This window comes from Symbiopectobacterium purcellii (assembly GCF_052050035.1).
GTDB lineage: Bacteria > Pseudomonadota > Gammaproteobacteria > Enterobacterales > Enterobacteriaceae > Symbiopectobacterium > Symbiopectobacterium purcellii_A.
Genome location: NZ_CP189882.1, coordinates 1,290,154 through 1,316,779, shown reverse-complemented (window position 1 = coordinate 1,316,779; position 26,626 = coordinate 1,290,154). Strand labels below are relative to the sequence as shown.

Sequence of the window (26,626 nt, the reverse complement as noted above, 5' to 3'; positions counted from 1 at the left end):
ACGCGAGCAGAGCAACGGCGTACTCAGCGATGATGAACGTGCAGAGTTAAAACGGTTACAAAAGGAAAACAAAGAGTTACGTACAGAGAAGGAGATGCTAAAAAAGGCGAGAGCCTTCTTCGCGAAACATATGTCGTGAGATACCGGTTCATTCTCGACAATGCCACTGACTTCAGCGTTCGTACACTCTGTCGGGTCATGCGTGTGACGGCCTCTGCCTGGTATGCATGGCGAAAAAAGCCCGCCGAACCGCTGCAAAAAGACGTGGAGGTCCGGGTCAGGTTAAAGGCGCTGTTCGCCGCCAGCAGGCAGGGAGCAGGAAGCCGGACGCTGGTCAAAAGGCTTCGTGGAGAAGGCATCATAATCAGCCGCTGGCGGGTGAGGAAACTCATGCAGGAAGAGGGGCTGGTCTGCCGACAGCGCCGGACTTATAAGGTCACGACAAAACCCCGCCCGGGTGCAGAGGTGGCCCCAGACCTGCTGAACCAGAATTTTAACCCGCCGGGGCCAAATCAGGTGTGGGCGAGTGACATCACGTATCTGAAGACCGGTGAAGGCTGGCTGTATCTGGCGGCTATTATGGATTTGTACTCCCGGCAGATAGTGGGCTGGCAGGTGGACAGACGGATGACCTCATCGCTGGTCTGCGGGGCCCTGATGAAGGCATATAACCTGCGAACTCCCCCGCCGGGCCTGGTGGTGCATACGGACAGGGGGGCGCAGTACACGGGACAACGCTTTCAGGCGCTGCTGAGCAGCTATAGCCAAGCGACTTAATTTTGATTACACCATATGGACTGAGAACAAACTCTCTGTATCGCAACCCATCTCTCTTTTTTTGCTTTTTGCTTGTGCCCATTTATGCTCAATTGGGTTAAGATCTGGCGAATATGTAGGCAAATACTCCACCATATACCCTGCATCGATGATGACTTGTTGAATATCATGTTTTTTGTGAAAAGTGGCATTGTCCATCATGATTACACTGTTTTTAGGGAGTACTGGGATAAGGACTTGTGTGACCCAGGCATAGAAAACATCGCTGTTAATATTGATATCAAATAATCCGATAGCAAACAGCGTTGTGCCTAATAAAGCGCCGATAACATTTGTTCTTCCCCTAGCTCCCCAGTTCTTCAGGCCAAAACACCGTTGACCTTTTTGGGAATAGCCGTGAGTCCGTGGGGCATCGTGTGAAAAACCACTTTCATCAATAAAAACAATAGGTTTACCTTCTTTTTCATACTGTTGTTTTTTTTGTTGAAATCCCTGCCGGGCGTTTTCGTCGGCTTTCGGATGACGTAGAGTTTTTTTTATAGGTCAATCCCAGCTTTTTAAGCGCTTGCCAAATGGCCTTCTGACAAACGCCAAAACGCTCTGCACGTTCTTTTTGGTAAGCATCTGGATATTGTTCAACATCTTTTATCAACTCGGATTTATCGATCTTTCGCTGACGCGTGGTCGATGCTTTTGACTCTATTTGATTAATCCAACGCGATACAGAGGCAGGGCCAATCCGAAATTGCTTCGCTGTTTCTCGGATACTCAACCCTTCGTTTTTCCGTGTAGATATCACTTTACGTCTAAAATCAATTGAATAGCTCATTTAAATAATGTAATCAAAATTAAGTCGTTTAGCTATACAGGCTGAGGAGCAGTATGGGAGACGTGGGTGCCTGCTGGGATAATGCGGTGATGGAGCGCTTCTGGGGCAGTCTGAAACATGAATGGTTGCTGCTGGTACCCCAGCCAACACGGGCTTACATGGAGCAGGATGTGGCGACGTATATCCGCTACTACAACCTAGACAGGCATCATGCCGCTAACGGGGATCTGTCTCCGGTGCGTTATGAACAAATGGCTGAGAAAAAAGTGTCCTGATTTACTTGAACAGTGCAAAGAGGCCATTCAGCAGCCAGCGATTGGCTTCAAACAATGGCCACAGGGTATCCGGCATCGTGAATGTGCCGTGCTGGCACGGCGTATCCGGCAGGCGGGCCATCATGGTGGCAATCCACAGGTCGGTGGCCTTTTTGCCGCAGGTCGGACATCCGCGTCCGTGGCAGCTCTGATGGATGTAACGGTGGTGAGTGCAGTCGGGGTGTTGCTGCAGCGAAATTCCCGGCTGCCCGTCAGTGGGGTGCCGCAGGCCAGCATCTTTGTGACAACCTCAATCTCTACAGGCCGGAGCGGGTATGTCTCCATGATGTCAGCCCATGCCCTGTTGCGCTGAAACAGCGTCTTCATGGGGCGGGGCTGTATGTAGTGGCATACTGAATTTGGCCACCTAAGTAGAGGTGATATGCTTACCTCATAATTTTTATAGGTGCCAAAATGAGTAAAATAATTACTGCTGAATTTAAATGTGAAACCGCCAAATTAGTCCTTGACCAAAATTATACCTACCAGGAAGCCGCGAAAGCCATGAACGTCAGTCTTTCAGCGATTAGCCGGTGGGTAAGAGCCCTTCGTTTAGAACGTCAAGGGAAAACATCGCCTGGTCTGCCATTAACACCTGAACAAATTGAGTTCAGAGAAATGAAGAAAAAAATCCACCGACTGGAAATGGAGAATGCCATCTTAAAAAAGGCTACTGCGCTCTTAATGTCCGACTCACGGCTTTGTTGAATAATTTAAGATACTGATTTATATAAGCATTATAAAATTTCAACGACTAATTTTTCCTCTCGGAATGCTTTTTATTGTGCTAACTATTTGATTTGTCGTTCTAACAAAATACATTCTCTGTAAATGCATTCTAACTAAAGAAGATGTAAATCAAACGGTTAAGTTATTCAACAAAGCCCCGACTCACTGAAAAATTCTCGGTAGTTGAAAAGCTAAGAGCGCTTTATCCAGTGAAAGCGTTGTGTCGTATTTTTAATGTTCACCGAAGCAGTTATCGCTATTGGTGTCGACCTAAGGAGCCAGATATTGAGCGGACGATAAAACGTAGCCTGGTCAGCGAAGCGTGGAACGTTATAGCCAACCGACTTAAAAATGATTACAGCCGATGCCCTGATATGTGGCAAAGAAGCATAGCTGGCTGTTATCAAAATAATGTCGCTTAGCTATAGTGGCGGGTCTGCGGGCGCAAGGACTATCGCCACGATGGTTACCAATACACACGACGTGAAACTTGGGCGGTGGTTAGCGGGTAAGTTGATGAAAGAATTAACCCTCGTTAGTTGCCAAACAAGAAAACATCAATACAACAGCGGTGGAAATGAACGTATTGATATTCCAAATCTGCTCAATAGGCAGTTCGCTGTTACCAAGCCTGACCAGGTTTGGTGCGGCGATGTAACCTATATTTGGACAGGCGACCGATGGGCGTATCTGGCGGTGGTATTAGATTTATTTGCCCGAAAACCCGTGGGTTGGGCAATGTCGTTTTCGCCAGATTCAGAATTAACAGCCAAAGCACTACAAATGGCTTGGGAACTGCGTGGGCATCCCAAAGAAGTCATGTTTCATAGTGACCAAGGAAGCCATTACACCAGTCGTCAGTATAGGCGGGCATTGTGGCGTTATCAGATGACCCAAAGTATGAGTCGCAGAGGAAATTGTTGGGATAATAGTCCGATGGAGCGATTCTTCCGTAGTCTGAAGACTGAATGGGTGCCAACGACTGGCTACCAAAGCTTTAGTACTGCTCAATCATCCATTATTCGCTACATAACCCATTATTATAGCGATGTCAGACCTCACTGGTATAACGGTGGGTTAACACCAAATGAATCAGAACGGCTGTTCCATCAACAGTCAGGTAGGGTGGCCAAATTTAGTTGACCACTACAACCTGGTTGATGAATAGCGGACATTAAAAATGGTGAAAAACGGTCAAAGATCGTGGCGTTGACAAGCCGAAGGTTATCCCGTGTCACACTCCCCTGAGCATCAGCGCGTTCATACAAAAATGGTTAAGCAGATTTTCAAAACGGTGGCCCGACAGGGCAACCTCCCTTACCAGCAATTCCGCCTTTTCGTTGACAACGATCCTGACTGCACAGAGTGGTTCTGGACCACCTTCTACAGTGAATTCCCTGATTCTCCGTACCACTACGTTGCCTTCTGCCATACCTGTCGCCAGTTTGACCTGTACGAAACCGAAGCGGAGATGATCTCAGATGACCCGCACGGATGATACCGGCATACAGCCCCGCCCCATGAAGACGCTGTTTCAGCGCAACAGGGCATGGGCTGACATCATGGAGGCATACCCGCTCCGGCCTGTAGAGATTGAGGTTGTCACAAAGATGCTGGCCTGCGGCACCCCACTGACGGGCAGCCGGGAATTTCGCTGCAGCAACCCCGACTGCACTCACCACCGTTACATCCATCAGAGCTGCCACGGACGCGGATGTCCGACCTGCGGCAAAAAGGCCACCGACCTGTGGATTGCCACCATGATGGCCCGCCTGCCGGATACGCCGTGCCAGCACGGCACATTCACGATGCCGGATACCCTGTGGCCATTGTTTGAAACCAACCGCTGGCTGCTGAATGGCCTCTTTGCGCTGGCGGCGGACAACCTGCTGTACGCTGCAGAGCAGCGGGGCCTGACCACCGGTATTTTCGGCGCTCTTCACACGTATGGCCGCCAGCTTAACTGGAACTGCCATATTCACCTGTCGTGGACCTCCGGCGGCATAAATGAGCACGGTGCCTGGAAAAAACTGTCGTTTGCCCTGCCGAAGGTCAGGGCGCGCTGGGTATGGAATGTACGCCAGTATCTGCTGTCTGCATGGGAGTCTCTTGTTCTGCCGCCGCAGCTGGCTCACATCCGGGATTATGATGAATGGAAGCGCTTTATCCTCAGCCAGGGGAAAAATGAGCAGGGAGAGATTTACTGGCACGTGTATTTTGCGAAGCCGACGAAACATCCCCGGCAGACAGCAAAGTACCTGGGCCGGTACCTGAAAAAACTGCCTGTGTCGGGTGCGCGACTGGCACACTACGACGGGGGAAGCCGCATCACCCTGCGTTTTCTGGATCACCGGACGGGGAGGCATGAAGACCTGGCGCTCAGTCAGCGTGAGCTGATACTGCGGCTGATAAAGCATATACCGGAGAAGCATTTCCGGATGGTGCGTTACTTTGGTTTTCTGGCTAACCGCGTAGTGGGAAAACTGTTGCCTCTGGTGAGAAAAGCCCTGGGGCAGGATAATGTGAAAAAAGCAGCGCCAGTGACATACACAACGCTGAGTCAGGGATTACTGAATACAGACCCGTTTGCCTGCCTGCTGTGCGGGGCAAAAATGGCGTTCAGCCGGGCGCTGCCGGCAACGGCCCTGGAGAAGCTAATCGCGAACGCCGGGGAGATAGCGCGAATGCGTTACGTTGGATAATGCGGGGAAACTCTGCCTGGAATTCGGCGATGTAATCAAAAAACGCGCAATGTTTTCAAAAATCACCCAAACACAGAGGCATTCACGATAAAAAAGCCGGTTTTCATCGTTGCCAGCCCCCGAAATCAGAGGCTCCAAAAAGTTTGAAATTCCTAGGCGTGAACGCCACGGTGGAAGAGATTGTCCGCCACGTCGATTACCTGCTGAACAAGCTGGGAGAAGACGGCGTCGGCTTCGGTTCCGATTTCGATGGCACCACCGTGCCGCCAGACCTGCATGATGTCGCAGGGCTGCCGCGCCTGGTCGAAGCACTGACGCGACGCGGATACGATCGCCCATTGCTGGAAAAAATCTGCTACGGCAACTGGTTGCTTGTACTGGAAGCCACCTGGGGTAAATAACCACAGGCCAAAGCATCGGGTGGCGTGGATATTGCATGGAATTTGCTCAAGGTGAAATGATGACCTAACCAACACGGAGCACCTGTCCATGCGTTTACGCCACATCGAAATCTTTCAGGCTATTCTTCAGGCTGGCACCATCAGTGGTGCTGCCCGCTTGCTGAACGTTTCGCAGCCGAACGTCAGCCGGGTGCTCAATCATGCTGAGCAACAGCTGGGATTTGCCCTGTTTGAACGCGGCGCGCAGGGCATGGTGGCAACACGCGAAGGACGACGTCTGATCCCTGAAGTACAGGAGCTTTACATCCATCTGCAAGCCATTGGTTCACTGACGGAACAGATGAGACGCAATCGGGTACAAACGGTGCGGCTGGGGGCGGCGCACGCGTTTAGCCAAATGGTGGTTGCCCCACCATGGTGGAATTTCACAAGCAAGAAGCGCGTGTCAACGTAGAGTTGGTGACCGAACATTTCTCCATGTTGTGTCAAAATATCCTGCAAGATCAACTCGATTTTGCGCTGGTCTTTGGTCAACAAGTGCCCGCTGCCCTGCTGGCTGAGCCGCTGTTTCAAGCCTATATGGTCGCCGTGTTGCCTAAAGACAGCCCGCAGAATGGTCCGGTATCGCTGGAGTGGCTCTGTTCCAATAACCTGCTGATGATGCAGCAGCAAGACCCGTTAGACCAGGTGCTGCACCGTGCGTTGCGCGCCAAAGGGCTCACGCCGATGTCATCGGTGTATATCAAAACCTACTCGGTGATTGCCGACATGGTACTGGCAGGCGGCGGGGCGGGTATCGTCGATCTGTTTACCGCGCATCGCTACGCCGATACGTTGAAAATTGTACCAATCGCAAAGCCGCTGCCGTTCGAGGTGACGCTGATTAGCCGTCGCGACAACCCACAATCACGCGCCGCATTGCAATTGAAGCAACTGATGAAAAACAAGTGCTGGGAAATTGCCCGACAAAACGAAGGTCTGTTTCACGCCGCATAATGCGGTCGCGCTCTGAAATCCTGCTGCGCGCCGACGGCACAACCGATTTTATCCTACCCTGCAAAACCACGGGCGCGTTATACTCGCCCTATCACTTGCTAAACAGGTAAATACCGATGATCCGCAGTATGACCGCCTACGCCCGCCGTGACATCAAGGGCGGCTGGGGTAACGCCGCGTGGGAGCTTCGCTCCGTTAACCAGCGTTATCTTGAAACATACATCCGCTTACCGGAACAGTTCCGCAGCCTGGAGCCGATGATTCGTGAGCGTATTCGCGCCCGTCTGACGCGCGGAAAAATCGAATGCAACCTGCGTTTTGAACTCGATCCGAGTGCGCAAGGCAGTCTGATCCTGAATGAAAAACTGGCAAAACAGCTGGTTGAAGCCGCCAACTGGGTCAAAATGCAGAGCGATGAAGGGGAAGTCAATCCCGTTGATATTTTGCGTTGGCCGGGCGTGATGTCCGCTCAAGATCAAGACCTTGATGCGATCAGCAAGGAGTTAATGACCGCACTGGAAAACGCGCTGGATGATTTTATTACCGCGCGCGAAACCGAAGGTGCCGCGCTGAAACTGCTAATTGAACAACGCCTTGCGGGCGTGAGTGCCGAAGTGGTGAAAGTACGCGCACACATGCCAACCATTCTGCAATGGCAGCGCGAACGCCTGCTCAACAAGCTGGAAGAAGCGCAGGTTCAGTTGGAAAACAACCGACTGGAACAGGAATTGGTGCTGTTGGCACAGCGTGTTGACGTTGCCGAAGAGCTGGACCGGCTCGAAGCGCACGTTAAAGAGACCTACAACATCCTGAAAAAGCCGGAAGCCGTTGGCCGCCGTCTGGACTTCATGATGCAAGAATTCAACCGCGAATCTAATACCTTGGCCTCCAAATCCATCAACGCCGACGTCACTGCCAGCGCCATTGAGCTGAAGGTGCTGATTGAGCAGATGCGGGAACAAATCCAGAATATCGAGTAAGGATTCAAGAACTATCAATAAGCTTCACAAACCCAATCAGGCCCGATTTTTTCGGGCTTTTTTGTTATCAGGAGCTATCATGAGGATTCACTAAAACGCATGATTATGGTGTACCCAGATGTGTACCCAATGGCTTTTGTGTACATCGCCTTGGGTACACCATAAAATTCAAAATTTAGGTATCCGTTATGCCAAGACTTACAGATATACAAATTCGCTCGTGGATAAAGGCAAGCGAAAGATTCGAGGGAAGATCGGATGGTAATGGGCTGTATCTCAGATACAGAGAAACAGATAGATCACCAACATGGCGTTTTCGGTATAAATTTGCGGGGAAGTCACGCGTTATGCTGATAGCATCATACTCAGAGCTATCTCTTGCCAAAGCAAGAGAAGCGGCAAAAGAGTTATCAGCACGTGTTGCGCTGGGCTACGACGTTGCAGCCGAGAAGCAGGGGCGTAAAGCTGAAGCCTTGGAAAAAATAGAAACCGAGAAAAACGCCATGCGTGTATCAGAGCTTGCAGCTGAATACTTTGAGCGCCAGATACTGCCACGCTGGAAGCATCCAGATATATTGCGCCGTCGTATAGACAAAGATATCAATCCCCACATAGGTAACATGAAAGTTGAAGACGTCAAGCCGCGGCACATCGACGACATGCTAAAAAGCATTGTGGACCGTGGAGCGCCCACTATAGCAACGGATGTTTTACGCTGGACTAGGCGCATATTCGATTATGGTATAAAAAGACATGCCTTAGATATTAATCCTTGCTCAGCATTTGAAGTGGCAGATGCAGGAGGTAAAGAAATTGCACGAGATCGCTGGTTGACTAAAGATGAGCTTATCAAACTATTTCAAGCCATGAGAAAGGCGAAGGGGTTTAGTCGTCAAAATGAGATTACATTCAAGCTCTTATTGGCTCTATGTGTACGAAAGATGGAGCTATGCGCGGCTCGGTGGGAGGAGTTCGACTTAGATAACGCCATATGGCACTTGCCGGAAGAACGGATTAAAAATGGCGATGCTATAGATATACCGTTGGCCCCTCCGGTCATTGAGTGGCTTAAAGAGTTGCTGTCATTTTCCTGTAACAGTCCTTGGATTTTGCCAGCTAGAAAAATGCAAAACAGAATGATCCCCCATATCCAAGAAAGCACTCTACCCGTCGCACTGGCAAAAGTACGAGCAGAAATGCCAGAAGTGCCAAACTTCACCATTCACGATTTCCGACGCACAGCCCGCACTCATCTTGCCGCATTAGGCATAGATCCTGTTGTTGCGGAACGGTGCCTAAACCATCGGATAAAAGGTGTTGAAGGCATTTACAATCGTCATCAGTACTTAAATGAGAGAAGGATAGCTTTGGATAAATGGGCAGAGCTGTTGATTTCATTAGAAAACGGCTAAGGCCAGAATTATTATATATGATTATACTCAACGTACTTCAAGATGCATCTGCCTATCCAGTAGAAGGGGTGGTGTAGTGGCACACTGATACTGGCCACCTGATCGGAGGTGATATGCTCACCTCACCAACACGACAGGTAACCTCATGCGTAAACATTTTACGGCGGAATTCAAGCTCGAAGCCGCAAAGCTGGTTGTCGACCACGGCTACACATACGTTAAGGCGGCGGAGGCGGTTAATGTCAGCCATTCTGCTATTACGCGCTGGGTCAATAAGCTTCGCCTTGAACGACAGGGAAAAACGCCAGCGGGACTTCCTCTTACCGCTGAGCAGCTCGAGCTGAGTGAGATAAAGAAGAAAGTCCAACGCCTTGAAATGGAGAATGAAATTCTAAAAAAGGCTACGGCGCTCTTAATGTCGGACTCACTCAACGGTTCACGATAGTCGACAGACTGAGAGCGCTATACCCGGTCACAGCGTTGTGCCAAACTTTTGAGGTACATCGCAGCAGCTACAGGCACTGGCAAGCTTCCGCTAATGAACCTGACGGTGAGCGCGTGGTTAATCGTAGCCGCGTCATGGAAGCCTGGAACGCCAGCGGCGGCTCTGCCGGCGCTCGAAGCATCGCGACCATCGTCACCAGTAGCTCTGGCGTTAAAATGGGGCGCTGGCTGGCCGGTAAGCTGATGAAGGAGCTGGGTATCGCCAGCTGCCAGCGACCGGCTCACAAATACAAACGCGGCGGCAATGAACATGTTGAAATACCAAACCATCTCAACCGCCAGTTCGCGGTTACCGCGCCGGATCAAGTCTGGTGCAGAGATGTGACCTACATCTGGACGGGCAAATGCTGGGCTTACCTTGCGGTGGTGCTGGACCTGTTCGCCCGCAAACCGGTGGGCTGGGCCATGTCGACGTCGCCGGACTTGGCGCTGACAGTAAAAGCGTTGCAGATGGCCTGGGAACTCAGGGGGCAGCCAACAGGCGTCATGTTCCACAGCGACCAAGGGGGTCACTATACCAGCCGTCAATACCGGCAAGCCCTGTGGCGCTGCCGGATAAAGCAGAGTATGAGTCGGCGGGGTAACTGCTGGGATAATGCGCCAATGGAGCGGTTCTTCCGCAGCCTGAAGACAGAATGGGTGCCGACAAAGGGTTACAACAGCTTCAGCGAAGCCCAGGACGCGATTATCCGCTACATCACGGGTATTACAGCGCTATTCGGCCTCACTGGTATAACGGCGGCTTAACGCCAAACGAATCTGAGCGACTGTTCTACATATAGTCTAATGCGGTGGCCAGTATTAGTTGACCACTACATGGGCAGTAAGTCTTTATCGCTGCCTTGCCGTGTATCTTGACGTTTATTGAGTCTAATTAAAGGTATAGATGACATGAATTCCAAAAAGCTTGAGTTATGGGGTAATATACCTGCAATGGAGTATTGCTCTATCGAGAAAGCGGCAAAGCTTCTTTCGTGTGATATTGATGATGTTCTCCATTTTGGGGCTATTGGTGCGATAAAACTAGGTGTTTACTTGGATGAACACAGTTGTACATTACAAGTATTTAAGGACAATGAAAATCTAGTGGATTTATTTTGTTCTCCAGAGATTGATGAGCATCCAACTATAATACATTCAATTTTTTATGTAAATGAAAATAAAGATGGCTATGAGGTGGATGAGGATAGAATGTATTTTCTACTACGTGGTGCAACAAGAGGATTTTGGGAAATAGACTTGTGTGTTTTAATGGATCTAGAGTTTGGACGTGAAAGACTGATGGAAGATGTTCGCTTACTCCCATTTTTGAAGCAAGAATTTAAAAACTATAGTATGCGTCTATGTATAAATGGTGTGCATAAAAAACTTTTTGGTATAGCTGTTCCTGAAAATGACAAATGTAATAGTGTATGGTTGAATAAAGCGATTGAAAAAAGTCATCTTTGGATATTAAAGGATGACATTGAATTTTTATATAATAAAAGACAAGAAGACGTTCCTTTATTTAGCACAGGATTTAAAGATGCTGATGCAAATCCATTTTATTTAATTCCTCCCCATCCAAACAAAGAGAGGTTCGCGATAAATAGAGAAAAGTTATACAAGGCGGCAATACATATACTAAGTGCTTACCCTGATGAATGTAGGGGAAAGATGAAAGAAATTAGCACAGAAAAATGGCTTAGTGCAATTAAAAACCACATTTCAGAAATTCCAATATTACATATAGCTAACGATGAAGTGATATTGAAACACCTGAGGGCGGCTATAAACTTCGGAACAAAGCAAGGGGGATAGTAACTTACTATAGAGGGAGAGTACGTCTACTCTCCCTTATACCGGAAAATTTTTTAGGCTAGAGTGCCTGCCAATTACACATCATCAACTGGCAGGAAATTAGATGAAGACACATGAGGTAACATCCGTATCATTCCCCACCACCGGCAATGCTCGCATAAAAAGTGTTGCTCAGTTTCTTGCTGTTAGTGAAGTAACCATTTGGCGCTATACCAAAAAGCCGGACTTCCCCAAACCCATCAAATTATCCGAACGTGCGACAGTTTTCGATGCCGCTGCTGTACGTCAGTGGTATGAGACTCGGAAAAAATTAACCCAACAGGCTGATTAATAGTGCAACAACATAGTTAAGTAACCGAGGTTTAAATATGAAAATGTCAAACATGGCTAATGGCCGTGATGGGTTCCCCTGCGCCTTAAATCCAGTGGGCGATATATTCCAATGCGGTATTCCTCCCTTTGAAACGGAGGGATTAATTGACTTGGGGAAGGCCAGCCAGAAAGAAGCCTTCCCCTTGGCTGGCCCACTGAGCTTAATATTTAGCTCCGTCAAAGTGACAGCAACGGATAGCGCCGAGGTCACTGTATCGATGACCTCGGAGGATTCGGCAGGTTGCAGCCTCATGCAGGGGGTCACCGTGACCTCTCGCAATGAAATCAATGGGTTAGCTTCCGCCCCTTTGGGGAGGTTGCGCTCAGATAACCTATTGAATATAAAGCCTGAATCGGCATTTGTGCAGACGACAGGCAAAGAAAAAGGGCCACGTCCGGCCCTTCGAGTCATGCAGTTGCTCACTTGTGAGGAAGCGAACGAATCACACCACAATTCCTACTTGCAAGCTACTGGCTTTGCTCAATGCCAACAGACTAGTCAGGCTTTGGGGTCGATGCCTCGTGACTGCAATTCTTTTCTGATAATTCGCTTTATCCAAGCTGAAACAGAAGCGTCACCATCTTGTGAAAGAGCTTTTTTAATCCCTTCTTCAAGTGGTGCTTCGACACGCAAAGCAATTTGCTTGCTTCCCTTACCTTGGATACTCATGGTTGACACTTGGTATACTCCTGTATATAGTGAAGTTGTAAGCCAAGTGTACGACAAGTGCTTACCTCAAACAACGAAGCCCGGCAGTGCGACAACACTAACCGGGCCTCTGACCACCAACGATAGCATTATTATCGAGGTAGCTATGAGTAACTATACCGCCCTTCTCGGCAGGGGCAAGCCGAGCTTTACCCAAACTCGCTCTGAGTTTATTGATACCTACTGGATTATCCCAGAATACTCCACCACGCCCTACGGCAAAGTGTCGTTCACACGCCAAGATCGCGGTACCTTCATCGCCCTGTTCAAAGACAGCCGCCTGATATGGGCTGGACGTCAACCTGTGGGCTCAACCACGTATGGAAAACATACGAGGTCGCATGAAGGCATAGAGGAAATCTCTATTTCTCAAGGTATGGTCAAAATCACCCCACCTTTAACCATAACGGAAATCGTTACCGTTCAGGGGGTGGCACATGTCTAACTTTGTCGCCATCCAGAACACCGCCATGCCGGTAGTCGAATACCAAGGTAAGCGTGTCGTCACATTTGCCATGATTGATAAGGCCCACGGTCGAAAGAAAGGCACAGCAAAACGTACCTTTACCTTGCATCGTGATCGCTTTGTTGAAGGAGTGGACTTCTTCGATGTGACTCAGGACGTTATACGTACCGAGTCGTTGAAGGGCGCTTTTCCATCGCGTACACCGAGGGGGATCCTCGTAACAGAACGCGGCTATCTGATATTGGTCAAGCCGTTCAATGACCCTTTGGCATGGAACGTACAAATTCAGATGGTCGAAACCTACTTCCGCCGCAACACTCTGGGCGAACTCCGCCACGTCGAGATCCCCAGCCTCGAAGAGTTAAGCCAAATGCCAGCAGAGAAAGCCCAGCATATTGTTGCCAAGGCTGAAAAGGAATCCTCTCACGGTCACGGTAAACCCGGTAGTGCTGCCATGACATTACGCCGCAAGGAATTAAAGCAGATACGCCCGGCAATAAAGACACTCATTGACCTGCATCAGATTTCTATCTGCGATTTAGGCGACTTTGGCAAGGTAATAAATAACACCTAACTGTTTATATCGATGGGTATGAATAGTTTGATCGTTACTAACACTTAGGGATTATAAAGACGGGTGGAGTATTCTAATCGGGTGGCGAAATTCACATTTTTTCCAAAGGTGAAAACATCAGAATAAAATAAAACAGGGTGCCATGAGCGGCAGGTATTAACACTTAAAATGAATCAATAATTTTAAATGATGCGGAAATAGCCGCAGGGGATTCCCTTAACTAAATACAGGATATGCGATGAACGAACTCTATTATCAAGAGGCCAATCATGCCGTAGAGATGGAAAAGCAACGGCAGTACAAAGTGGCTGAGTATGCATGGAAGCGGGCGGCGGAATATGCCAAAAATCCTAAAAACAAGGCATATGCTTTGGCAAGGGTAACGCTAAACAATAAACGTCATTCGCTGTACGAACGTTATTGGCTGTTGAAGCTGGAAGCTCAGCGATTACATGCTGAGAAAAAAGAAAAGAAAGTCATCGAGAGAGCTTTGCAAGCCCATCTTTGCGAGGAGAACGCCTCATGAACGGTTGGACATGCCTTGCCGAGGCCGCTGAGAGGCTGGAGGGCAGAGGGCTTTACCGTCGGGCTGTCACGCTATGGCGTCGGGCTGTACCGCTGTCCCCCTCGAGCGAAAAGCAAGATATCTGCATTAACGCCATCAAGCGTTGCTCTGAGCGTAAGGGTTATTAATTAATCAGGAATTATATCCATGAATATTGATGAAATGAGTGGAAAAGAACTCGTTGAATTTATCAGAAAGAGCGGTGTAGTGATGCCTCAATGGTTAATCGATATGAAGCAGGGAGAAAAACAACGCCCACTGACACGTGAGCAGCAAGTAGAGTTCGCGGAAATTCACAGCATTCAACTAAGGTCCTGTGCTGCACTCTACTATATCGGTGAGTGTATTAAACGATTTGGTCGTGGCCCAAACGGACAATTTATTTTTTGTCATGAAAATACTGTGGTGGAAATCGACAAGACGGTTATTGAAAAGCTGCTCAAGACGCAGATTGAAGATGTTCTGATAGATGAGGAGCCCGAGGATAAATATATCTCCGTCATGAAATTTTATAAACGGGATGAAATTAATTGGAAGCGTAGCACATCCCCTTGGCTGGTTGACTTTATCGACGAGGTGTTAATCGCCTGCGCCGAAGAAATGCTGGATTCATTTATCGACACACCTAAATCTAAACAAATTCATTAAGGAAAGAGTTATGACGGAATTACAGATAATAAAAAACGAACCCATGATGTCCAGCCGTGAAATAGGGGAGCTGGTACATAAGCTTAACAAAAACGTCATTCGTGATATCTGGGAAATGCTGGAGCAGCTTTACGGTATTTCAAAAGATGGCTCAGACTTGAGCCATAAAGAAAATCAACAAGTTAAACTTAATAACGGTGTCATTGCCTGCATTGATGCACGCGGTTACGTCAGCGAGTTCCTTCTCGACCGCCGCCATACTGAAATTCTCATTACCGGATATGACGTACAGCGTCGTGCCGCCGTCATCGACCGCTGGTTTGTACTGGAATCTGAACGCACATTGCGTTCCCCCGTCGAACTCGGCCTGCCGAACTTCCTTGACCCGGCAGAAGCGGCGATCGCATGGAGCAAAGAGCGCAAGACCGTACAACTGATTTCCTTCGAGCGTGACGAAGCTATCCGCACCAAAGCTGAGATTGGCAGCCGCCGTGAAGCAAGCGCGATGGCAACCGCTTCTGTAGCCGTGCGGGAGCGCAATAAGCTGGCAGCCCGTCTGGGTGAATGTATCCGTCACGCAACGATTGTGGCGGTCATGAACAAAACCGGCAAGGAATACCCGTGGCGTCCGCTGCGCAAATGGTGTGCCGAGCATGATGTCGCGGTTATCCGCGTCCTGGATGCACGTTACGGTACCGTCAATTCATGGCCTGCTGAAGCGTGGATAACGGTTCACGGTATCAATCTGCCCGAACTGTTTGGTGAGGTCCACCATGTATAACGCCACATTACGCCGTCAGGTCATCTCTGGTGACTGGGTGCCCATCAACAACGGCACATGCACGCTGACCGACCTTGGCTTGCGGCATAACGGTAACGGCCTTGTCTGGCTGCATTCCGGCGTCTCTGTGCATGAGGCTGATAGCGATACCGGGCTGGCAGGAAGCGGCAAGATATCACATGAGTACCACTGGGGGGTATGTGCAGATAATAAACTGAAAGGTAAGAATTTATTGTCTTTTGTGCATCCACGTAAGCTTGATGATTACTGTCTGAATATCCTCATTAGTAGCTCCGCATGTACTCATTTTGAGCAGCGGCGCAATGGCAAGCAGCTATTAACATTTGCCCTGCAAATCAATCCAGATGTGCGGCGAAAGGCAACGGATGGCTGGTTGATATTTCAGAACCCACGCCAATCGGATAAGTACGAATTGCTGGATACAAAGCGCTATTCGGGCCTCGCCAAAAATTATCAGCGCTTGGGCTGGCATCGGCACGCTATAGACTACCTGACCGGCATCTTCAGGAACGATGCTGAATTCAGCCGATTGATGACCCGCTTAGGGTATGTAAGCATCCGCACCCGAAAAATCACCGGGCGCTTTGAGAGCTTCTGGGTACACCGCATCAGGGGAAAGGGATTGCTAGATGTGGGGGTGTGTGCAGATAACCAATTGTCTAAAAATACTTTTATTCCATTTGTGCAGGCATCTGAACGTGAGCGCTTCGGCTTCAAACGCATCCCCGTTGATGGTAAATGGCTGTATGTCTATGCCGACCACATCCGCTTACTGAAGAAAAAACGCATCCGCATCGATGGACAACAACTAACCGGCTACACAGCCAGGACGGTAAAGCTGGAGGTGCACCATGCGTAATACCCCCATCCCTCTCGATACCGCCGCATACCGGGCAAGCGTGGCCTGTTCGCTGTACGAGGTCATTCTTGATAAGGCTAATGATGAGAAATCTTCACCTGTACTCATCGACTTAATCAGTCTGGCTTGTGACATAAACTTTGAAATCAGTCGCTCGTTGGATGCTGTGACGGAGGGGGAACATCATGGCTGATATCTACAACCAACTTATTCGCCACGATTTTCAGCAGATGGACACGGATAGCCTGAGGGAGGCCCGTAACCAGTACAGCGATGCGTTCGATGGCATTATGGCAGCACTGCGCACGATGGGCAGCATGGCATTCTGGGCGCGCAGCAGTGAGGAATATGGCGATGATCTGGCCCTTGAAGATTTACGGGCAGTCGCTGAATCATTGATGTACCTCCCGCGCTTTGCTGAAGCGCTCAAATTTAATGAAATCGATGCAGATTTTGAACTCCGGTGCCGTGAAGGTCTGCCTGCATCCTGCAAAGCTAAAACGGAGGATGCCGCATGAGCCGTTATCACGTCGAGAATACCCCGGACGGTATCAATATATCGCAGCACACCGCCGAGCGCCTGTACGAACATGTAGACCTTATTCCCTACGCCGAGACCATGACGCGCCTTGACGCTGGTGAGTGGGATGACGACCTTGATTTGGCGTTTGAGATCACCCGCAAATGGGGGCAGTCCGACTACGACTATACCCACAATGACGTGCTACTGCTGTGGCGCTGGGTGATTGCCTTTGCCTTTAACCATGAGCAGCGGGAAGCCAACGGCACCGTGACGGTTGAGTGGAGGCCGGGCGAGTTCCGCGAATGTGCGGTTTATCAGGGCGAATATGGCGCAATGAACCTTTATCTGTCCACTGAACGTTTCGCGATGGCTAACAACATTGAGGGGGCGTTGATTAAGAAATACGGCGCGGAACAGGGAACGCTAAACGCCATCGAGTTCTATGCCGCCATGCGGGATGAAAACGGCGGCCTCTCCGAGATGGGACGCGAAGTGCTATCCGAGTTGCATGATGGCTTCATTCAGCAAATTTACGATTCCGGGATGCCGGAAGCGCCGACCGCACATTAAGGGGGAAATATGGCACTGGTAACAAAAGACTTCCGTCTTAATTCGCTGGCTAACCAGTACTCTGCCGCGGTGTATGCCGCGATACAAAAAGAGAACGGCGGCGATTGGTTTACCGTAAACGCAGGTGAGCAGGACATCCGCGTTGACATTATCGGTGGTGTATCCGGGGTGCGTGAGCTGATAGACGCTTACGGGCTGGAAGCCATGAAGCTGAATTACCCGCAGTGGGAATCATTGGCAATCGCGCTGCTTACCAAATCCTTGAAAGGTAAACGGCTGACAAAGGCCGGGCGGGAAATATGGCAAAGCATGGTCAACGACATGGGTGCGACCGTTATCGCGAGGGGGAAATAATGCCCTCCTTTGTCGATGAAGTCCGCGCCAAGGCAAACGGCCATTGGGAGCCAATTCTGGAGCGCCTTGGCATATCGACCAACCGCAAGGAAAGCGAGTGCCCGAGCTGTGGCGGCAAGACCCGCTACCGCTTTGATGATTTAGAGGGGCGTGGAACTTACCTGTGTTCCCACTGTGGCTCAGGAACCGGGCTGGATTTGGTGATGAAGGTCAAGCAATGCACTGCCCCCGAGGCAACCGCGATGGTGGCGGAGGTTATGTCTATGCCGCTGCCGGAGAAGCAGCCCGCCAAAGAGAAGCCTCTACGCCCGATAGCTGAACGTGTGGCGGCATTGGTGAAAGCTACCCATAGGGACGAGTCCGTCTATCTCAACAATAAGGGGCTGAAAGGCCCCCATCCATTGCTTGACGATGGTTCGCTACTGCTGGTACTGCGCACGATGGCAGGCACGGTAACGGGCGCTCAAACCATACGGCCCACGGGAGAAAAGCGTCTACTCGCGGGTACGAAAAAGAAAGGGGCCTTTATTCCCGTCGGCGATATCCCCGAGAACCCCGATAACGTGGTGATCACCGAGGGCTATGCCACTGGGTTGAGTCTGGCTGCGTGTGGCGCTGAGGTCATACTGGCGGCCATTGATGCGGGCAATCTGCTATCTGTCGCTCAAGTCGTGCGGGAGCGCTGGCCCCAAACGCCGATCATCATAGCCGGAGATAACGATGTGACCCCGGAGGGTGAAAACGTCGGTAAGCATGCTGCCGAGGAAGCCGCACGTGCTGCCGGTTGCCTGGTTGCCGTGCCGCCAACTGACCACAAGGCAGACTGGAACGATTACCGCCAACAGAACGGCGTAGAGGCGCTACAGCGGGCTTTTGTGGCAAGTACAGCGGTGCCAGAAATACTGATAGCGGAGGGGGGAGAGCAGGTTGAGGAAAGTGTCGTGTCACCAACAACATTAACTGTCATTGAAGGCGGAAAGAAAGCGAAGAAAACGCCAGATCCGCTTAAGCCCCGGATTGAGAGCCGCGATGAAGGCGTGTATTGGGTCGAGCCTAAAATGGATAAAGACAGTGGTGAAATCGTTAACAGGGAGCAGTGGTTATGCTCGCCTCTCACGGTTATCGGCAAGGGAGAGGATAAAAAAGAGCGTTACCTGATTCTGGAATGGCGCAAGGGTAAGCAAAAAGCGGTGACTCGGGCAATACGGGCTGCTGACATTGGTGAGCGTGAAGGATGGCGCACCCTGAAAGCGGGCGGCGTTGATGTCACGACGAAATCAGGATTGCGGGCAACGCTCGGCGACTGGCTGCAACGTTCAGCAGGAGAAGAAATGTGGCGCATAACCCCGCGCTCTGGCTGGCATAAAGGGGCCTATATCATGCCCGATGGTTCAATTATCGGGGATCCAGAACAGCCGATTCTGTTTAACGGAAGCACCGCCGCCTCAGAAGCCTACAGCGTCGCGGGAACGCCTGAAAGCTGGCGGGATAATGTGGCTCGTCTGGCTTCTGGTAATCCTTTCCAGATGCTCACCGTGGGTGTTGCCCTTGCCGCCCCGATGCTGCCCTTGGTGGGGGCTGATGGGTTCGGCGTTCATCTGTATGCACAGTCTACCGCCGGTAAGACGACCGCGGAGGATTTAGCCGCCAGCCTGTACGGTGAGCCAGAGCGCCAGCGGTTAACGTGGTACGGCACGGCACTTGGTGTAGCAAACGAGGCGGAGGCGCATAACCACGGTCTGCTATCGCTCGATGAGGTAGACCAGGGGGCCGCGCCCAAGCATGTGTACACCGCAGCCTATACGCTGTTCAACGGTAAGGGGAAATTGCAGGGTTCCCCGGAAGGCGGCAACCGTGAGCAAAAATACTGGAAAACCGCGGTAATAAGTACCGGAGAGCGTGATCTGGAAACCTACCTGAAAAGTGCAGGTATCAAGGTTAACGCCGGGCAACTGGTGCGGTTGCTCAATATCCCGGTGACACGTCCGACGAAGTTACACGGATACGAAAGTGGTAAGGCGCATGCGGATGCGTTGAAAGACGCGTGGAAACAGCATCACGGGGCGGCGGGTCGTGAGTGGATCCAATACCTATCAACCCGTAAGCAAGAAGCTATCGAAGCGTACCAAGAGGCTAAACGACGCTGGCTATCACTTATCCCGGAAAGCTACGGTGAACAGGTGCATCGCGTGACCGACCGTTTTGCCGTCATCGAGGCAGCATTGATCATGGGAAAAGTCATAACCGGGTGGGATGCGCAGGATTGCCGCGATGCATTACAGCATGTTTTCAATGAATGGATTGCGGCATTCGGGACGGGTAACAAAGAGTTCGAACAGATCATCGAGCAAGCGGAGGCGTTTCTGAGTGCATACGGCATGAGCCGCTTTGCGCCGCTGGATTATAACGAGCAGGCACTAATTATCCCCAATCTTGCCGGATACCGCGTCTCTAAGCGCTATGGCGACCCTGTGGTGTTCTACGTGCTGCCCAAGCCGTTCAAGGAAGAGATGGCAAAAGGATATGACTCGACGCAATTTGCCAAAACGCTTCACGAGTCAGGGCGTTTGAAGAAGCCAGCCAATGGAAAGCGCTATCAAGTACTTACTCCTCGTCTTGAGCACTTAGGTGGCATTCAACAAAAAGCCTATCTGATTGTTCCGCTCACAGCTGAGGAGGAAAAAGAATAGTTTTTCACGTGAGCAAAAAGTATGGGTTTCATGGGTTTCATGGGTTTCAAATGTAAATATTTTATATAATATCATGATATTTATAGCTTTATTATTTCTCTCTGAAACCCATGTGAAACCCATTTAGCGGGATTTGAAACCACTGAATGCAAAACATATATGCTTGTAAAGAGAAAAGGCTCTATTGGTCAGGTAGTTTCAATGCTGGGATGGGTAGTTTCAAAATGGGGGGCAGTGGTTTCAGGGTTTTTTATAAAATAATTAAATATCAATAAGATGATTTTTTTGAAACTACCACTTTTTGCCTATCTAAATAAATAAGTTTTTCAGGCCAGAGATGGCTGATCTACCGTTGATGCTGGCACGTCAGCTAAGCCAATACGCCAGCCAAAGGAAAAACCTTCTTTTCCTGGCTGGCCTAGCCAGCTTGCAGACGACTCAGGGAGATAGCCAAGCGACATTATTTTGATAACAGACAGCTATGCTTCTTTGCCACATATCAGGGCTCCGGCTGTAATCATTTTTAAGTCGGTTGGCTATACGTTATTGAACACCTAACCAAAAGGAGACAGGAATAGAAGATTATCGGCAGTTGAAATAAAACTAATTAACGCTGAATTTCAGACACTATTAAATAAAGGGATAAAAGTTGAGCAGGCTTATCTTAAGCTTATTGCTCAGCATCAGACCCAGTAAGGCTTACTGACCGCGATTTATTATGCGATAATTAATCTATCAGAAAATAAAAAATAATCGGCTATGAACGTTGAATTACTTTTGGTTCAACGCCTTTATTTCTGATGCTGTCAAAATAATTATGGGGGTTGCCTGATGAATCAGCAATATGTTGAATATTTGCGTGGCTGTGTCAGTACCGCACTGGCAGACGTTCGGCAAACCGGGAGGGGCCAACTGGATACATTTAACGGTGCTGCGATGGCCAGAGCAACGGTACACACCCGTAAGCGCCCCCGCCTGGTTCAGCTTAAGGGACGTAAAGTTTGTGCGACAACCGACGCCATGCACTGCCCGGAAACACGCAGCAGAAGAAAGCCGATGCCCCCGATAGACCCTATCACCTACGGCACAGCTTCATGGCGCAGGGCTTTAGGGCATCTTGAACCCCATCAAGAGGCATGGATACGGTACTGCTATGGCAACGATTTGAACTACGACTACCAGGTAATCATTTGCCAGCACGTCTGGAAAGAATACCGGGAAACACTCGTCGGCAAGGGCACAAAGGATAAAGCCCGCCGTCGTATCGAATCTCTGGTATGGTTAGCTGTACAACGTTATGCGTCTGAATGTGGCTGTCCGAAGGCATGTCCTGATTACAGTGATAGTGAACTGGCAGTTTTATCCGGTGTCACTAAATCAACGTGGTCAGAGAATTATCGTCATCACTGGCAGGGGCTGATTGCTTGCGTATCATGTCTGGACAGTGACGCATTGTTAGCCGTAAAAACACGGCGAAGTGAATCACGTTTGGCATATTTTGCAACATAGCGCTTGCAAAACCGAACTTTATGGACTATATTTTCGGCATATTTGATATGCTGCCATAAATTTAAATTCCTTACTTAAGGTTGACGTGACTATTGACAGCGACTGATTGCTGAATAAGATGATTGTGTCGCACATCTCGCTTGTTGTTCCCTCTATATCAGTTTGGTTAAGATGTGCGATAAGACCCCAGTTAACCGCTGGGGTTTTTCTATTTCAGGGTCAGAAGCATAGCGGTTGTGCGTTCGGCTGTTAACCGAATGGTCGAAGGTTCGAATCCTTCCTGTCTCGCCACATTTCAGGCTGCGCTAATGCGTGGCCTTTTTTTATTTCCCCTTTCAATCACACACAGCGCCCACTTAGCGGGTGAGGCTATGACACGAATGAGCACTCTCTACAGCAGGCTTTCATATGGAACCGGGACGGGCTTAATGGGCCTTGGTGCATCAGCTAGAGCCTACGCCGCATCGACTAAAGAGAGCGTCCTGCTGCTTGCAGATAAGGTTGCCGGGTTAAGCCTTGGCGACTGGGCGATTATTGTCGGTATGGTCTGCACAATCGGCACCTTTGCTATCAACTGGTACTACCGCAGGAAGGAATACCAACTGAGGGAAAGAGGCGGTGCATGATGTCAAAAGCAAGCAAACTCAGTGCGGTAATGTTGGCGCTAATCGCTGCCGGCGCGACTGCCTCCGTGATGATGGCGCACTTCCAGTCGGAAAAAGAGGGTATGCGCATAAACGCTTATCTTGACGGCGGCGGTATCTGGACGATTTGCGGTGGCGTGACACGGGTCGAGGGCAAGCCGGTAGTGAAGGGGATGAAGCTGACCGCTGAGCAGTGCGCAAAGATTGACGCCATTGAGCAGAGGAAGGCGCTCGATTGGGTGGACCGCAACGTTAACGTGCCGCTCACTGAGACTCAGAAAGTCGGCATCGCTTCCTTCTGTCCGTGGAGCATTGGACCCGGTAACTGCTTTCCTTCAACGTTCTACCGCAAATTGAATGCTGGTGACCTTATCGGTGCCTGTAAAGAGATAAAGCGTTGGATTTGGGACGGTGGGAAAGATTGCCGTATCCGCTCAAACAACTGTTACGGGCAGATAGAACGGCGTGACCAGGAGTCAGAGCTTTCGTGCTGGGGATTGGGCGCATGAGGCTATATTTCTACGCCGCTCTCGCTGCCCTTATTGCTGCATTGTCTTTCGGCGTCTACTACTACCACAGCAAATACAGCACCGAACAAGGCAAAACAGAAAGGCTGACGCAAGAAACGGCGGGCCAATCGTCAGTAATCGCTAAGCAGGCTTTCGAATTTAACCGCTTCAACCAGATATCCCAGCAAGCCAGCCAATGCGCTACCAACATCAAGGCCAAATCAGATGAGCGACAAATCATTATTCGGACGGTGGTCAGGAAAGACCCAGTTAGCGGCCGGTGCGTACCTGATGATGTTGCTGGCCGGTTGCTCGAGTATACGTACCATTTACGTGCCAGCGCCATGCACGGCGATACCGGCAAACCTGACACAACCAGTGTTAGCGCCATTGCCACCGCCTGCCGATTGACATACGCGCAGGCTGTTTACTGGATTGATCCGCTGCTGACTGCGATTGACCAGGCGAATAGCCAATTGGCAGGCATTCGGCAGATTGAGGTGGAGAGAAAGAATTTACCCGACAAGTAGATACAGATTTGTTCAACCGCAAAGGCAGGTGATCAATTCTTAATGGCTGTGATGACAGCAAGTGGCGGCGCAACGTCGAGAGACGCGGCAATGCTGCGAAACATGAGGCTCGGTTAATCCTGGCCTTTTTGTGTCCGCAATATCCCCGCGCACCAATAGCGCATCTAAAAACACCGAAAACCTGGCGTTGACGTCGTGTCAGAACAGGGTTTCTGTACAAATATACAGCATCAATATAAGGAGCGTTATCTGATGGCTGACGAAGAAGAAAAAACCACGAGGAAAAAACGCAGTCCCAGTTGGACCGGATTCGGCGGGCGAGATAATTCTCGCGGTTATGATAGTCATAATCTCGGGGGCCATACCACGCATCATGGTGACGGTACCGCCACCACAACCGATAATCGTGGCTCAATAAGCCACTATTCCGGCAGTGATCGCCGCTCTAGCAGTCATACTCACCGTGGCGGTGGCAATGGTGGCGAGCGTGGAGACCGACATCGACATCAAGGCCCGAATAACGCCGAGATAGCGGCTCAACGGGCGCGTTATCAGCAGGCTCACGCCTTGTTGAGTCAGGTAAAGACACTTTCCCTGTCCGGGGCGATGATAACGCCTGAGGCACTGGCCCACCCTGTCCCGGTTTTCTCGGTCGCCGGAGTGGGCAGCATTGCCCTCACCGACATCTCTGCCGCGGCTTTGCTGGCTGGATTGCGCTCTGCTATCAGTGCATTAGCGAGCGCAGGCGCGGAAATCGCCGCAGCGACACCAATGGGATTTTTGGTCGCTTCAGCTTTTTATTCGCCAAAGGTCGGTATCGGCAGTGACAAGGTGCCGGGCAGAACCCCTGAAAATTTCTTTTCACTGGCGCTCCCCGCTCAGGTAATGAATTTACCAGATAAAGCAGCCCTGGCGCAGGCGGCAAATACCGCAGGTACCGTCAATATGCCGGTACGCGGTGTATTAACCGCTGAAAAAGCGATTGACATCAAGGTGGTCAGACATCCTACCGTACAGCCTGTCAAGGTGGTGAAAGCAAAATACGATGTCAGTACCGGACTGTATGTCCATGACGTTGTCGAGGTACCGGGTGGAAAACTGGTGACAACACCACCGGTAATGGCCGATATTCCCTCATTGGGACCGTTGATAACGCCAATCGCTGACGTGCCCGTCACCGTGCATACCGGCGGCGAAAGCCATCCCCCTGCGGTGCCCATCACCCCCTTTCCGGATGCCTTTGATTCAGTCAACCGGGATATTATACTGGTCTATCCCGACGATGCGGGGATGGAGCCGGTCTATGTGATGTTCAACAAGCCCCGAAAAGGCGCAAAACCCGCCGGGCATGATTATCATCCGCATCCTGAAACAGAAGAAATCACTGGATTTTCCGGGCTTATTAAGAAAAAAGGCAACACCCCAAAACAGGGTGGTTCAGGAGAAAGAAGACGCTGGATGGATGCAAAAAAAAGAACGATTTATGAATGGGACTATCAACATGGCGAGCTGGAAGGGTATCGGGCCAGTGACGGTGAGCATCTGGGCAGCTTTGACCCTAAAACCGGTCAGCAAAGTAAACCCGCAGTACCGGGACGTAACATTAAAAAATATCTGTGAGGTGGGGTATGGGATTAAAACTAGATTTATCATGGTATGACAAATCCACAGAAGAGGGTGTTGGTGAAGAATATTCCCGTGATTTACGTGACGATGGCTCTGTGATTGAACAGTTAGGCTTGCCGATTGAAGACAATGTCAATAATGGCGAATTTAATGTTAAATCTCACTGGGTCACTGTCCTGCAGCCCTATTTTAAGCATCAGATTCAATATGATAAATATGACTATCAGATTTCTTTTGTCTATCGAGACGAATGGCCAAAAGACATGCGTACCTTACGCTGGGATTTGCACGGACACCCTTCTGCCCATGAGCAGAACGGAAGCTGGCACATGACAGTAACCCCGGAGATAAGCGGGGAAATTCTACGCGCCAGTTATCAATATCATGGAAACCGCTTACCCAATGCCATGATGCGGGTGCATCTGCTGGGCGGCACCTTCGACTGTGATTTGGGTCATGTGGGAACCACCCTATCCTTTACCCCCAAAAACAGACAGTTAACCCAAGGTCAGGCGTTTGAGGTGGTGCATCCGGTTACCCCCACCCGGCACAGGCATAAATCCCTGAAATTTATCGGGCCTATGCCATTGATTATAGAACTGGCGGTGCGTATTGAGGGCTAAACAATCACCAAAGTCACTGTTACTAAAAGAAAAACCCGCCAAAAAAAATAACAGGCGGGTTTCCATGGTGTATGGCGAAAAAGAGAAAAGGTAAAACGAATAAAGAGCGAATAGCTTTTGTTGTATCTGTCCATTAGCGCCTGGCATCTGCCGGGCTTTTCTTTATGAGGTCTCTCATGCCAGCGCTAATACCTCGTGCCTGCCGTAAGCGGGGTTGCCCAGGCACAACAACTGATCGCTCAGGCTACTGCGAGAAGCATAGGCATGAAGGTTGGCAGCAACACCAACAAGGCAAGAGCAGGCATGAGCGTGGTTATGGTCGCCCGTGGGATATCATTCGTGCTCGCATCCTGAAGCGTGACAATCATCTGTGTCAAGAATGCCTACGCAATGGCCGTGCAGTAGAGGCTAAGACGGTTGACCACATCAACGCTAAGGCGCATGGGGGTACCGATGATGATAGCAATCTTGAATCACTTTGCTGGTCCTGCCATCACTCGAAAACAGGGCGTGAACGCTTCAAATGATAGCGATTCTCATCAAGGGGAGGGGGAGGGGAAATCTCTACAGCCCTGTCGCTCCAGTACCGCCGCCTAGCCTTTCTTCACA

28 protein-coding genes, 1 tRNA gene and 7 pseudogenes are annotated in these 26,626 nt (G+C 50.1%); 32 read left to right on the top strand and 4 right to left on the bottom strand.

Annotated elements, in window-relative coordinates:
* Positions 1-111: 111 nt before the first annotated feature.
* Positions 112-777, top strand: a pseudogene (locus ACQGXV_RS09955) (IS3 family transposase); the annotation flags it as partial.
* Between the two features lie 6 nt (positions 778-783).
* Here ACQGXV_RS09955 and ACQGXV_RS09950 read toward each other — a convergent pair.
* Both ACQGXV_RS09950 and ACQGXV_RS09945 read right to left on the bottom strand, forming a co-directional pair.
* Positions 784-1,317: an IS630 family transposase gene (locus ACQGXV_RS09950; protein ID WP_440867362.1), complete on the bottom strand. Its 534-nt coding sequence runs from the start codon at positions 1,315-1,317 to the stop codon at positions 784-786.
* On the bottom strand, positions 1,241-1,606 hold the full coding sequence (locus ACQGXV_RS09945) for an IS630 transposase-related protein (protein ID WP_440862584.1): 366 nt from the start codon (positions 1,604-1,606) through the stop codon (positions 1,241-1,243). The genes ACQGXV_RS09950 and ACQGXV_RS09945 overlap by 77 nt, the downstream gene beginning before the upstream one ends.
* Before the next feature lie 35 nt (positions 1,607-1,641).
* Between ACQGXV_RS09945 and ACQGXV_RS09940 the strand changes: the two are divergent.
* Positions 1,642-1,881: pseudogene (locus ACQGXV_RS09940) on the top strand (integrase core domain-containing protein); the annotation flags it as partial.
* Position 1,882: 1 nt separating this feature from the next.
* On the opposite strand, the gene ACQGXV_RS09935 reads toward ACQGXV_RS09940, so the two are convergent.
* Complete coding sequence (locus ACQGXV_RS09935; RefSeq protein ID WP_440867361.1) at positions 1,883-2,119, bottom strand: transposase zinc-binding domain-containing protein; 237 nt, start codon at positions 2,117-2,119, stop codon at positions 1,883-1,885.
* A 215-nt stretch (positions 2,120-2,334) separates the two neighbouring features.
* Between ACQGXV_RS09935 and ACQGXV_RS09930 the strand changes: the two genes are divergently transcribed.
* The 22 genes and pseudogenes from ACQGXV_RS09930 to ACQGXV_RS09825 all read left to right on the top strand — a co-directional run bounded on the left by ACQGXV_RS09930 (position 2,335) and on the right by ACQGXV_RS09825 (position 20,576).
* Positions 2,335-2,628 carry a transposase gene (locus tag ACQGXV_RS09930; RefSeq protein WP_440866285.1) on the top strand — a complete coding sequence of 98 codons (294 nt, stop codon included), beginning with the start codon at positions 2,335-2,337 and terminating at the stop codon, positions 2,626-2,628.
* 203 nt (positions 2,629-2,831) lie between these two features.
* A pseudogene (locus ACQGXV_RS09925) lies at positions 2,832-3,792 on the top strand (IS3 family transposase); the annotation flags it as partial.
* An 88-nt stretch (positions 3,793-3,880) separates the two neighbouring features.
* Positions 3,881-4,147 carry a hypothetical protein gene (locus ACQGXV_RS09920; RefSeq protein WP_440866284.1) on the top strand — a complete coding sequence of 89 codons (267 nt, stop codon included), beginning with the start codon at positions 3,881-3,883 and terminating at the stop codon, positions 4,145-4,147.
* A complete protein-coding gene (locus tag ACQGXV_RS09915) occupies positions 4,131-5,351 on the top strand; it encodes an IS91 family transposase (RefSeq protein ID WP_440866282.1) in 1,221 nt (406 codons plus the stop codon). Before ACQGXV_RS09920 ends, ACQGXV_RS09915 begins: the two co-directional genes overlap by 17 nt.
* Positions 5,352-5,512: 161 nt before the next feature.
* A pseudogene (locus ACQGXV_RS09910) lies at positions 5,513-5,752 on the top strand (membrane dipeptidase); the annotation flags it as partial.
* Positions 5,753-5,840: 88 nt separating this feature from the next.
* Positions 5,841-6,748 (top strand): annotated as a pseudogene (locus ACQGXV_RS09905) (LysR family transcriptional regulator).
* 116 nt (positions 6,749-6,864) lie between these two features.
* Complete coding sequence (locus ACQGXV_RS09900) at positions 6,865-7,728, top strand: YicC/YloC family endoribonuclease (RefSeq protein ID WP_440866280.1); 864 nt, start codon at positions 6,865-6,867, stop codon at positions 7,726-7,728.
* Between the two features lie 188 nt (positions 7,729-7,916).
* Positions 7,917-9,140: a tyrosine-type recombinase/integrase gene (locus ACQGXV_RS09895; protein ID WP_440866279.1), complete on the top strand. Its 1,224-nt coding sequence runs from the start codon at positions 7,917-7,919 to the stop codon at positions 9,138-9,140.
* Between the two features lie 145 nt (positions 9,141-9,285).
* Positions 9,286-10,426 (top strand): annotated as a pseudogene (locus tag ACQGXV_RS09890) (IS3 family transposase).
* Positions 10,427-10,535: 109 nt separating this feature from the next.
* Positions 10,536-11,444 (top strand): hypothetical protein, encoded by a 909-nt coding sequence (locus ACQGXV_RS09885; protein WP_440866278.1) that lies wholly within the window; start codon positions 10,536-10,538, stop codon positions 11,442-11,444.
* A gap of 103 nt (positions 11,445-11,547) precedes the next feature.
* Entirely contained in the window at positions 11,548-11,775 is a 228-nt protein-coding gene (locus ACQGXV_RS09880) for a helix-turn-helix transcriptional regulator (RefSeq protein ID WP_440866277.1), read from the top strand.
* A 37-nt stretch (positions 11,776-11,812) separates the two neighbouring features.
* A complete protein-coding gene (locus ACQGXV_RS09875; protein WP_440867860.1) occupies positions 11,813-12,970 on the top strand; it encodes a hypothetical protein in 1,158 nt (385 codons plus the stop codon).
* Positions 12,963-13,565 carry an ORF6N domain-containing protein gene (locus ACQGXV_RS09870; RefSeq protein WP_440866276.1) on the top strand — a complete coding sequence of 201 codons (603 nt, stop codon included), beginning with the start codon at positions 12,963-12,965 and terminating at the stop codon, positions 13,563-13,565. The genes ACQGXV_RS09875 and ACQGXV_RS09870 overlap by 8 nt, the downstream gene beginning before the upstream one ends.
* 238 nt (positions 13,566-13,803) lie before the next feature.
* On the top strand, positions 13,804-14,091 hold the full coding sequence (locus tag ACQGXV_RS09865; protein WP_440866275.1) for an ANR family transcriptional regulator: 288 nt from the start codon (positions 13,804-13,806) through the stop codon (positions 14,089-14,091).
* Positions 14,092-14,277: 186 nt separating this feature from the next.
* On the top strand, positions 14,278-14,778 hold the full coding sequence (locus tag ACQGXV_RS09860) for a hypothetical protein (RefSeq protein WP_440866274.1): 501 nt from the start codon (positions 14,278-14,280) through the stop codon (positions 14,776-14,778).
* A 10-nt stretch (positions 14,779-14,788) separates the two neighbouring features.
* Positions 14,789-15,559, top strand: coding sequence for a Rha family transcriptional regulator (locus tag ACQGXV_RS09855; protein ID WP_440866273.1), 771 nt, complete (start codon positions 14,789-14,791; stop codon positions 15,557-15,559).
* Positions 15,552-16,439: a hypothetical protein gene (locus ACQGXV_RS09850; protein WP_440866272.1), complete on the top strand. Its 888-nt coding sequence runs from the start codon at positions 15,552-15,554 to the stop codon at positions 16,437-16,439. Before ACQGXV_RS09855 ends, ACQGXV_RS09850 begins: the two co-directional genes overlap by 8 nt.
* A complete protein-coding gene (locus ACQGXV_RS09845; RefSeq protein WP_440863243.1) occupies positions 16,432-16,632 on the top strand; it encodes a hypothetical protein in 201 nt (66 codons plus the stop codon). The genes ACQGXV_RS09850 and ACQGXV_RS09845 overlap by 8 nt, the downstream gene beginning before the upstream one ends.
* A complete protein-coding gene (locus tag ACQGXV_RS09840; RefSeq protein ID WP_440866271.1) occupies positions 16,625-16,957 on the top strand; it encodes a hypothetical protein in 333 nt (110 codons plus the stop codon). The genes ACQGXV_RS09845 and ACQGXV_RS09840 overlap by 8 nt, the downstream gene beginning before the upstream one ends.
* Positions 16,954-17,532 carry a hypothetical protein gene (locus tag ACQGXV_RS09835; RefSeq protein ID WP_440863245.1) on the top strand — a complete coding sequence of 193 codons (579 nt, stop codon included), beginning with the start codon at positions 16,954-16,956 and terminating at the stop codon, positions 17,530-17,532. The genes ACQGXV_RS09840 and ACQGXV_RS09835 overlap by 4 nt, the downstream gene beginning before the upstream one ends.
* Positions 17,533-17,547: 15 nt before the next feature.
* Entirely contained in the window at positions 17,548-17,886 is a 339-nt protein-coding gene (locus tag ACQGXV_RS09830) for a hypothetical protein (protein WP_440867360.1), read from the top strand.
* A complete protein-coding gene (locus ACQGXV_RS09825) occupies positions 17,832-20,576 on the top strand; it encodes a DUF927 domain-containing protein (RefSeq protein WP_440866270.1) in 2,745 nt (914 codons plus the stop codon). Before ACQGXV_RS09830 ends, ACQGXV_RS09825 begins: the two co-directional genes overlap by 55 nt.
* Positions 20,577-20,902: 326 nt before the next feature.
* Here the strand turns inward: ACQGXV_RS09825 and ACQGXV_RS09820 are convergent, their stop codons facing one another.
* Positions 20,903-21,037, bottom strand: a complete 135-nt coding sequence (locus tag ACQGXV_RS09820; protein WP_440866269.1) for a hypothetical protein — start codon at positions 21,035-21,037, stop codon at positions 20,903-20,905.
* 370 nt (positions 21,038-21,407) lie between these two features.
* Between ACQGXV_RS09820 and ACQGXV_RS09815 the strand changes: the two genes are divergently transcribed.
* From ACQGXV_RS09815 to ACQGXV_RS09780, 8 genes and pseudogenes are all read left to right on the top strand, one after another.
* Positions 21,408-22,085, top strand: coding sequence for a bacteriophage antitermination protein Q (locus ACQGXV_RS09815; protein WP_440866268.1), 678 nt, complete (start codon positions 21,408-21,410; stop codon positions 22,083-22,085).
* 216 nt (positions 22,086-22,301) lie between these two features.
* Positions 22,302-22,376, top strand: a tRNA-Asn gene (locus tag ACQGXV_RS09810).
* An 80-nt stretch (positions 22,377-22,456) separates the two neighbouring features.
* On the top strand, positions 22,457-22,711 hold the full coding sequence (locus tag ACQGXV_RS09805; protein ID WP_440866267.1) for an HP1 family phage holin: 255 nt from the start codon (positions 22,457-22,459) through the stop codon (positions 22,709-22,711).
* Positions 22,711-23,238: a lysozyme gene (locus ACQGXV_RS09800; RefSeq protein ID WP_440867359.1), complete on the top strand. Its 528-nt coding sequence runs from the start codon at positions 22,711-22,713 to the stop codon at positions 23,236-23,238. The genes ACQGXV_RS09805 and ACQGXV_RS09800 overlap by 1 nt, the downstream gene beginning before the upstream one ends.
* Positions 23,235-23,768 carry a hypothetical protein gene (locus tag ACQGXV_RS09795; protein ID WP_440866266.1) on the top strand — a complete coding sequence of 178 codons (534 nt, stop codon included), beginning with the start codon at positions 23,235-23,237 and terminating at the stop codon, positions 23,766-23,768. The genes ACQGXV_RS09800 and ACQGXV_RS09795 overlap by 4 nt, the downstream gene beginning before the upstream one ends.
* Positions 23,769-24,020: 252 nt before the next feature.
* A complete protein-coding gene (locus ACQGXV_RS09790) occupies positions 24,021-25,388 on the top strand; it encodes a colicin E3/pyocin S6 family cytotoxin (protein WP_440866265.1) in 1,368 nt (455 codons plus the stop codon).
* Positions 25,389-25,396: 8 nt separating this feature from the next.
* Positions 25,397-25,648: pseudogene (locus tag ACQGXV_RS09785) on the top strand (colicin E3-like toxin immunity protein); the annotation flags it as partial.
* A 545-nt stretch (positions 25,649-26,193) separates the two neighbouring features.
* Positions 26,194-26,544, top strand: coding sequence for an HNH endonuclease (locus tag ACQGXV_RS09780; RefSeq protein ID WP_440863704.1), 351 nt, complete (start codon positions 26,194-26,196; stop codon positions 26,542-26,544).
* The last annotated feature ends 82 nt before the right edge of the window (positions 26,545-26,626 follow it).

Bases quoted from the DNA above. Each gene is read 5' to 3' on its own strand.
- ACQGXV_RS09945 (WP_440862584.1), bottom strand. From the start codon at position 1,606: ATGAGCTATTCAATTGATTTTAGACGTAAAGTGATATCTACACGGAAA.
- ACQGXV_RS09930 (WP_440866285.1), top strand. From the start codon at position 2,335: ATGAGTAAAATAATTACTGCTGAATTTAAATGTGAAACCGCCAAATTA.
- ACQGXV_RS09915 (WP_440866282.1), top strand. From the start codon at position 4,131: ATGACCCGCACGGATGATACCGGCATACAGCCCCGCCCCATGAAGACG.
- ACQGXV_RS09900 (WP_440866280.1), top strand. From the start codon at position 6,865: ATGATCCGCAGTATGACCGCCTACGCCCGCCGTGACATCAAGGGCGGC.
- ACQGXV_RS09895 (WP_440866279.1), top strand. From the start codon at position 7,917: ATGCCAAGACTTACAGATATACAAATTCGCTCGTGGATAAAGGCAAGC.
- ACQGXV_RS09885 (WP_440866278.1), top strand. From the start codon at position 10,536: ATGAATTCCAAAAAGCTTGAGTTATGGGGTAATATACCTGCAATGGAG.
- ACQGXV_RS09880 (WP_440866277.1), top strand. From the start codon at position 11,548: ATGAAGACACATGAGGTAACATCCGTATCATTCCCCACCACCGGCAAT.
- ACQGXV_RS09875 (WP_440867860.1), top strand. From the start codon at position 11,813: ATGAAAATGTCAAACATGGCTAATGGCCGTGATGGGTTCCCCTGCGCC.
- ACQGXV_RS09870 (WP_440866276.1), top strand. From the start codon at position 12,963: ATGTCTAACTTTGTCGCCATCCAGAACACCGCCATGCCGGTAGTCGAA.
- ACQGXV_RS09865 (WP_440866275.1), top strand. From the start codon at position 13,804: ATGAACGAACTCTATTATCAAGAGGCCAATCATGCCGTAGAGATGGAA.
- ACQGXV_RS09860 (WP_440866274.1), top strand. From the start codon at position 14,278: ATGAATATTGATGAAATGAGTGGAAAAGAACTCGTTGAATTTATCAGA.
- ACQGXV_RS09855 (WP_440866273.1), top strand. From the start codon at position 14,789: ATGACGGAATTACAGATAATAAAAAACGAACCCATGATGTCCAGCCGT.
- ACQGXV_RS09850 (WP_440866272.1), top strand. From the start codon at position 15,552: ATGTATAACGCCACATTACGCCGTCAGGTCATCTCTGGTGACTGGGTG.
- ACQGXV_RS09845 (WP_440863243.1), top strand. From the start codon at position 16,432: ATGCGTAATACCCCCATCCCTCTCGATACCGCCGCATACCGGGCAAGC.
- ACQGXV_RS09840 (WP_440866271.1), top strand. From the start codon at position 16,625: ATGGCTGATATCTACAACCAACTTATTCGCCACGATTTTCAGCAGATG.
- ACQGXV_RS09835 (WP_440863245.1), top strand. From the start codon at position 16,954: ATGAGCCGTTATCACGTCGAGAATACCCCGGACGGTATCAATATATCG.
- ACQGXV_RS09825 (WP_440866270.1), top strand. From the start codon at position 17,832: ATGGCAAAGCATGGTCAACGACATGGGTGCGACCGTTATCGCGAGGGG.
- ACQGXV_RS09820 (WP_440866269.1), bottom strand. From the start codon at position 21,037: ATGTCGCTTGGCTATCTCCCTGAGTCGTCTGCAAGCTGGCTAGGCCAG.
- ACQGXV_RS09815 (WP_440866268.1), top strand. From the start codon at position 21,408: ATGAATCAGCAATATGTTGAATATTTGCGTGGCTGTGTCAGTACCGCA.
- ACQGXV_RS09805 (WP_440866267.1), top strand. From the start codon at position 22,457: ATGACACGAATGAGCACTCTCTACAGCAGGCTTTCATATGGAACCGGG.
- ACQGXV_RS09800 (WP_440867359.1), top strand. From the start codon at position 22,711: ATGTCAAAAGCAAGCAAACTCAGTGCGGTAATGTTGGCGCTAATCGCT.
- ACQGXV_RS09795 (WP_440866266.1), top strand. From the start codon at position 23,235: ATGAGGCTATATTTCTACGCCGCTCTCGCTGCCCTTATTGCTGCATTG.
- ACQGXV_RS09790 (WP_440866265.1), top strand. From the start codon at position 24,021: ATGGCTGACGAAGAAGAAAAAACCACGAGGAAAAAACGCAGTCCCAGT.
- ACQGXV_RS09780 (WP_440863704.1), top strand. From the start codon at position 26,194: ATGCCAGCGCTAATACCTCGTGCCTGCCGTAAGCGGGGTTGCCCAGGC.